A 7,227-nucleotide genomic window follows, 5' to 3' on the forward strand; every position below is an offset into this window, starting at 1 on the left:
ACTCCCTACTCCCTACTCCCTACTCCCTACTCCCTACTCCCTGTTCCCTGTTCCCAACTTCTGAAAAAATTCTATGGTAAATTAAGTCATAATCGTCCCATCCATCAACCACTGATACCGATACTCTAACTCGACTTTCATTAAAGGGTAATTCTCCAATGTTTCATCCTGAAGAATAATCTTTTCTGCTGCATCCCGGGCCAAAGTTAATACCTCTTGGTCTTCTACCAAACTAGCTAGAGCAAAATCTGCTAACCCAGATTGGCGCTTACCTAAAACTTCCCCAGGACCACGAAAACGCATATCCATTTCAGAGATAAAAAAGCCATCCTGGGACTGTTCTAATACCCCCAAACGTTGTCTAGCTGTTTCAGTATTAGAACCACTGACTAAAAGACAATAAGATTTGTCAGAACCTCGACCCACACGACCCCGTAATTGGTGTAACTGAGATAACCCAAACCGTTCTGCATTTTCAATCATCATTACGGTAGCATTGGGTACATCCACACCCACTTCAATCACAGTAGTTGAAACAATAATTTGGCTTTTGTTATCCCGAAAAGCACTCAGTGCTTTATCTTTATCGGCTGAACTCATCCGACCATGAAGTAACCCAACTTTAAATTCTGGAAATATACTTTCAGATAGTCGTTTATGCTCCTCAATTGCTGAGCGTAAATCTAATTTTTCCGATTCTTCAATTAAGGGCAATACCATATAAGCTTGCCGTCCTTGAGCCACTTCTCGACGAATCAAGTCATAGGCATGTTTCCTCTCTTTAGCCCTTAGCACAGTTGTCTGAATCTTCTGACGACCAGGGGGCAATTCATCAATTTGACTCACATCCAAATCCCCGTGGAGGGTTAGCGCTAGGGTTCTGGGAATTGGCGTGGCGGTCAGAGTCAGCACATGGGGAGATTGACCTTTTTCCTGTAAACGAGCCCGTTGCTTTACCCCAAAGCGATGCTGTTCATCAATCACCACTAAACCCAAATTGTTGAAGTTCACTGGGTCTTGAATCAAAGCATGGGTTCCGACCAACAAAGGAAGTTCTCCTGTTTCTAGCTCGGAATGAATTTTTCTACGCTTAGAAACTTTAGTAGAACCTGTTAGTAATTCAACCGGAAGGTGTAGTAAATTGAACCAATTTACTAACTTACGATAGTGCTGTTCAGCTAATACTTCAGTGGGAGCCATCAAAGCGGCTTGGTACCCCGATTGGATGGCGGCTAGAATAGCATAAACTGCCACAATAGTTTTACCGGAACCGACATCTCCTTGGACCAACCGATTCATGGGTGTCTCTGATTCCATATCCTTGAGAATTTCATTGATGACTCGTGTCTGAGCACCAGTTAATTCAAAAGGAAGCAGTTGATTAAATTGGTCAAAGAGTTTACCAATCGGAGCCATGACCGCACTGCTTTGGCTTTTACGCTGAGCTTGGCGGCGCTTGAGAAATCCTAGCTGTAAGTAGAAAAATTCATCAAAGACTAAGCGCCTTCTGGCATCAGCAAGGGTGTCTGCATCTTGGGGAAAATGAATGTTTGCGATCGCATCACAGACCCCCATCAACCCATATTCTTTACGAAAGGTTACTGGCAAGGGTTCCTTAATCAAAGACGTGTAGGGAAGTGCAGCAATTATTGCCCGCCTTACCAAGTCAGCTGGTACCCCTTCTGTTAGGGAATAAACCGGTACAACTCGACCTATTTTCATCGAGTCAATGCTACCCCCTGGATGCTCTAATACTTCCAGTTCCGGGTCTTCTAGGGTAATCCCATATTTATTTTTCTTTACCAAACCTGAGGCAGCTACCACTGCTCCCACTGGATACCGCCGTTTTTGTTGATACTGCCAGCTACGATTACTGTAACGAAAGCCAGCAAAAAAACGACTGAGCTTAATTTGACCAGTAGAGTCTTTTAAGACTATATCTAAAATAGTTAATTTTTTATTACGGGGGCTACTGAAGCAGTTACAGCGCTTCACCGTACCCATGATAGTGACTGTTTCACCAGGTACTAAGTCAGCCATATTAACCTGACGGGCATAGTTAATATGATCACGGGGGTAGTAATAGAGCAAGTCACGCACTTTGTGCAGACCCAGACGTCCTAAATACTCACTGTTTTTACTACCCACCGCTGGCAACTTAGCCAATGGTAGGTCAAGGTTTTTTTTACTACCAAGCTTTGATGATGCCTGTTGTTGTTTCTCCACCAAGGGCTTGGTTTTAGGCACTCTGACCATAGGATGTTCTGTTTGAGATTTATCTTCAACTAAACGGCGTTGAGTATTCTGCTGGAGGTTATTGAGAAAGCGGCGAGTATCAGCTACCAGATGTTGCCTTTGCTGTAGCGTCATCTGAGAATAACGGGCAAACTGAGTGCCGATGTCCTGCCAACGCCGTTTCTCAGTTGATGTTAGGACATTAGGAGTCTTACCAAAACTGAGGCATAGGAATTCACTAAAGCGGTATTGATTCCCTTCCAAATCAGTAAAGCCAACTCTTGCTTCTACCGACAGGGCTTTTTGCAATCGCACCCAATCTGGTAATTCGGTCATTGGTAATTGGTCATTGGTCATTAGTCATTGGTAATTACCCCAGTTTAATCGTCAAACCAGCTGGCACGCCATGCTGATTCGGCTTGAGCAATTGCCTTTTGCCGCTGTTTTTTGTAATACTCTCGCTTCAGTTGACTCATTTTAGCTAATAGATCTCTAATTTTATTACGTCCAGGGGTCAAGTTGGGGTCAGCAAATTCTATTTCAGATAAACGCAGCTTAATGGCAATAATACGGGTTAATGTGGATTCATCTGTTTCGCCATTACCTTTAGTTTCCATCATTATTTTGATAATATTGGGAGATTCAGCCGTTTCGACCGCAGATGCTTCGACTTTTGCCGCTGCTTCTAGGATTTCTTGGGGAAATTTGTCTGGTATAATCGAGGATTTATGCAAGAGCCGATTAGTTTCCACAGAGACATCTTGAATAGTTTTATTGATCCCACTCTCTAGATGCTTGAGCCATTGCTCCAGTTTCTCTATGCTATTTCGTGGGTTACTCCTTAACTCAGCGGCTGGTGATGGTTCGGTGGGAACATTAAAAAATGGAGAGTCTTCTGTAGATGAAGGCATTTCAGAATTTTCAGAGTCATCACCAGAGTCATCACCAGAGTCATCACCAGAGTCATCACCAAAGTCATCACCAGAGTCATCACCAGAGTCATCACCAAAGTCACCAGTAGTCGCTGACCTTGACTCTTGCGACTGTTCTAGGAGTGATGGCAACTGTTGTTGAGTCTCTTGAGCTAGCTTTCGTAGGGATTGCTGTAACTGTTGCCTACTGTTAACCGACAAATTTAGAAAAGACTCAGGATACCCTTGAGTACAAATCCGATAGGCAGCCATAATCAGCTGTTGCCCAACGCATTGACCTAAAAAGGTCAAATAGCTAGAGTAGGTTGTTTGGAATTCTTTTGTCAAATGGGTGATGGCTTCCTCTAAGGCTGCCAATTCCTGGTCAATTCGATTCACTGCTGTTATCTATACAATTCCATAGTTCATCCGTTGAGCATATCAAATACATGCCTAGTCTACAGTATGCCCATTTTTATAGTTGTACCACGTTCGGCTTCTACCTGTGGGAGTGTCAAATTTTCCACACCCAATTAGATCCTCAACTAGACGTTGCATCTACCTAGTTTTGAATATTCTGATTTTTTTAAAAAAACAGTATATATTGATACAGAATCATAGCACAAAAAGATCTTAGATCAAAGCACCTCAAAGACAAAGCTATCAACTAGTCAATCACCCCACCTAATCCGAAAGGATCTAGGTCCGGCTCTAAAGAGGTAAGACTTTCTTAGGGTTGACTGGACCACAAGCGTGTTTAGCTGGTAACCACTTCCTTTATATTTCCCCAGTTCGGATTATCAGCAAATTTTAGCATTAGTGCATGGTAGTTGAGAAATCGTGGCGTACGTGGTCGAGGGGAGTAATAACTTTTACACGAGAGGTTGATCAGCATGTATTGTGTACCAGTTTTATCGAAATTGCTTAGTCAATTTTCTACCAAGAAAACATGCTTACTTGAACCTAGAACTGGATTAATTTCAAAACCATTAGTCTAAACCATTAGTTAGAGGTGCAGCATGTCGGTTGGGGCTAAGTACTTTCAAGGTGGCTTCCGTCCCTTGAAAGCACCGTCAGCAAGTAACTCTACCAGTATATGTGGGGCATTCTGCAGCAATTTTTAGTTAAAAATTTCATTTAAAGAAATTTTTAATAAAAAATTGCTTTAATTCCCTTGACTATAGTCCCAGTTATTTGTAAGGTTTTGTCGTAAGACGAGGCTTTAGCTGCAGAAACTCCCTGATTACTGGCGCAGACAGGGGTCTAGCATCTAGCAATCAGGTATGTAAAGGTAGCAGGGTGAGGTCATGATGAGTCCTTGAAAAACGATGGACTCTTAGGTTTCGGTGGCTAATTTTACAATTTGTTTACTGAAGTTTCTCAGTGTGAGGAAGTGTATCTAAAAGAGAGGTAAGTTAACACTTATTATGACAATTTCAAAATCTCAGCGAACAATGAAAAACAAAGGAACCCTAGTAAAATCTAGGCGACCTATGGCTCACCAAGCCTCCCGCTCATCGTGGGATTCTCCTTATCTAGAGCCATTTAAAGCGATCGCAAAATCGTTTTCCCCTTACTGGCTCGCCTGTATTCCTCTGACAGGGATAATTGTTCTAGTTTGGCATACAGCTGCTGTTGCCCAGGATAGTGCCGGACCTACCCCAGAAGAACTTCAGGGCACTCTCAATGCTATCTGGATATTAGTAGCTGCCATCCTAGTTATCTTCATGAATGCCGGATTCGGAATGCTAGAAACCGGCTTCTGCCGCCAGAAAAATGCGGTTAATATTCTCGCGAAAAACCTAATCGTCTTTGCCTTGGCAACTATTTCGTTTTGGGCAATTGGTTTTTCCTTGATGTTCGGCAAAGGCAACGCATTTATTGGGCTGTCGGGCTTTTTCCTCAGCAGTGAAGACCCCGCTACCTATGGGTTAGACCCATTTCCGGCAGGTCTACCGATAGCCGTATTTTTCTTATTCCAAGCTGCCTTTGCTGGAACAGCTGCAACCATCGTGTCCGGTGCGGTTGCTGAACGGATTAAGTTCCTAGATTTCTTAATCTTCAGCATCCTGATTGTTGGTATCTCCTACTCCATCACGGGACACTGGGTTTGGAGCAGTGATGGTTGGCTTGGTGCCATGGGATTCTCAGACTTTGCTGGCTCAACCGTGGTTCACTCCGTTGGTGGCTGGGCAGCTTTGATGGGAGCTGCCTTCCTCGGACCCCGTAGCGGTAAGTACGAAAACGGTGAACCTCGTGCTATCCCAGGTCACAACATGAGTATTGCCACTCTTGGTTGCTTGATTCTCTGGATCGGCTGGTTTGGCTTCAATCCCGGTTCTGAACTAGCTGCTAATGAGGCAGTTCCCTATATTGCGGTGACCACTAACCTAGCCGCAGCAGCTGGTGGGATTACCGCCACCTTGACGGCTTGGCTAAAAGATGGTAAGCCAGACCTGTCCATGATCATCAACGGGATTTTGGCTGGATTAGTGGCAATTACTGCTCCCTGTAACAATGTCAGCTATTTCTCAGCAGTGATTATTGGTGCTATTGGTGGCATCATCGTTGTATTCTCTGTTTCCTTCTTTGACAACATCAAAATTGATGACCCAGTAGGGGCAATTTCAGTCCACTTGGTCAATGGTATCTGGGGAACCCTAGCCGTTGGACTTTTCGCTAAAGATTCAGGTCTGTTTACCGCCGGTAGTGCCGGTCAACTTGGCACCCAAATCCTGGGTATTCTAGCGATTGGGGGCTTCACGGTGCTGTTTAGTGGCATCGTCTGGTTCGTGCTGAAACTAACCCTCGGTATCCGGGTGACACCAGAAGAAGAACTGGAAGGCTTGGATATTGCCGAACACGGTATGGAAGCTTACGCTGGATTTGTCAAGGAATCCAGTGTAATCCCTAGTTCTAGCATGGGTAACTTCAGTAGTACTACAGACATGGCTAGTAGCTCTGAATATTAGCGTTTTGCTGACATGGCCCATTGCTTTTAACTAGGCTGTGTTAACTGTCAACAGTTAACTATAAACAGTTAACTGTTGAACGATGGTATTACCTTTGCCCTCAGGGATGTTAGAACAGAAATAATGCCAATTTTTTGTTCATTGATTTGAAGCGTTGTCCACCTTGGGCTTTACTATCCCTTGCTGCCAATGGGTTTATGATTGTGACTCTCACCTGGGTACTACTTGGTGAGTATCACCAGTCAAAGTCAGATCCAGTTAGCCATCCTGTGGTGACTACCCGAATTTTAAATTCTACCCCTGAGCCAGTAATTGAATTAGGGCCACGACACCAGTTAAATTACCAACAATGGCTGGCACTGCTGGAGAAGGAAGCTCAGGTAGTGGCTAATCAACAACCGGAACAGTTAACTGTCCTGCTGGGAGATTCTCTAAGCCTATGGTTTCCCAACAAACTGCTACCTCCAAAACGCTACTGGCTTAATCAAGGACTGTCTGGGGAAACCTCAGCAGGGTTGCTCAAGCGCTTAGATATTTTGGATCAGACTAAGCCAGAAGCAATTTTTGTGATGATTGGCATCAATGACCTCATTCGGGGGGTCAAGGATGAAGCAATTCTAAAAAACCAACGGCTAACGATTCGCTACTTACGGCGAGCCCATACCGAAACTAAGATTGTCCTTCAATCGATTTTGCCCCATGGTGCTGAACAGGCAACCTGGGAAGGACGCGATCGCTTACTTACTATCCCCAACAGTCGCATCCAAAATCTGAACCAGCAGCTAAAAGCGATCGCTCACGAAGAAGGAGCGATTTATCTAAATCTCTATCCCCTCTTTGCTGATAATCAGGGCAACCTGCAACCTGAGCTTAGTACCGATGGCTTGCATCTGAGTCCCCAAGGTTACTTAGTCTGGCGCTATGGTTTACAAATCTTTGAGCAACTTATCCTCCAAGAAGGAGTAGGGATTCCTATAGCAAATGGAACAGGGAGTAGGGAGTAGGGAGTAGGGAGCAGCGATGCAGCGCGGTCTTGGGAAGGCAGCGCGGTCTTGGGGGTCTCCCCCATGAGCGACTGCCGTGGTTTCCCCCATGAGCGACTGCATCAA

The 7,227-nt window shown here is 44.5% G+C and carries 5 protein-coding genes; 2 read left to right on the top strand and 3 right to left on the bottom strand.

What is annotated here, in order from left to right; all coding sequences use genetic code 11:
- Positions 1-81: 81 nt before the first annotated feature.
- Together recG and AC4II3_RS29945 are read right to left on the bottom strand one after the other, a co-directional pair.
- Entirely contained in the window at positions 82-2,571 is a 2,490-nt protein-coding gene (gene recG, locus AC4II3_RS29940) for an ATP-dependent DNA helicase RecG (protein ID WP_488009588.1), read from the bottom strand.
- Positions 2,572-2,615: 44 nt separating this feature from the next.
- Positions 2,616-3,545 carry a hypothetical protein gene (locus AC4II3_RS29945; protein WP_488009566.1) on the bottom strand — a complete coding sequence of 310 codons (930 nt, stop codon included), beginning with the start codon at positions 3,543-3,545 and terminating at the stop codon, positions 2,616-2,618.
- 1,094 nt (positions 3,546-4,639) lie between these two features.
- Here AC4II3_RS29945 and AC4II3_RS29950 point away from each other — a divergent pair.
- A complete protein-coding gene (locus AC4II3_RS29950) occupies positions 4,640-6,118 on the top strand; it encodes an ammonium transporter (protein ID WP_488009586.1) in 1,479 nt (492 codons plus the stop codon).
- Between the two features lie 134 nt (positions 6,119-6,252).
- Entirely contained in the window at positions 6,253-7,122 is an 870-nt protein-coding gene (locus AC4II3_RS29955; protein WP_488009564.1) for a GDSL-type esterase/lipase family protein, read from the top strand.
- Here the strand turns inward: AC4II3_RS29955 and AC4II3_RS29960 are convergent.
- On the bottom strand, positions 7,045-7,227 hold a 183-nt coding region (locus tag AC4II3_RS29960; protein ID WP_490722987.1), incomplete at its 5' end, for a hypothetical protein. The two genes, AC4II3_RS29955 and AC4II3_RS29960, sit on opposite strands and share 78 nt — an antisense overlap.

It is taken from the genome of Moorena sp., from assembly GCF_982860115.1.

Bases quoted from the DNA above. Each gene is read 5' to 3' on its own strand.
- AC4II3_RS29950 (WP_488009586.1), top strand. From the start codon at position 4,640: ATGGCTCACCAAGCCTCCCGCTCATCGTGGGATTCTCCTTATCTAGAG.
- recG (WP_488009588.1), bottom strand. From the start codon at position 2,571: ATGACCGAATTACCAGATTGGGTGCGATTGCAAAAAGCCCTGTCGGTA.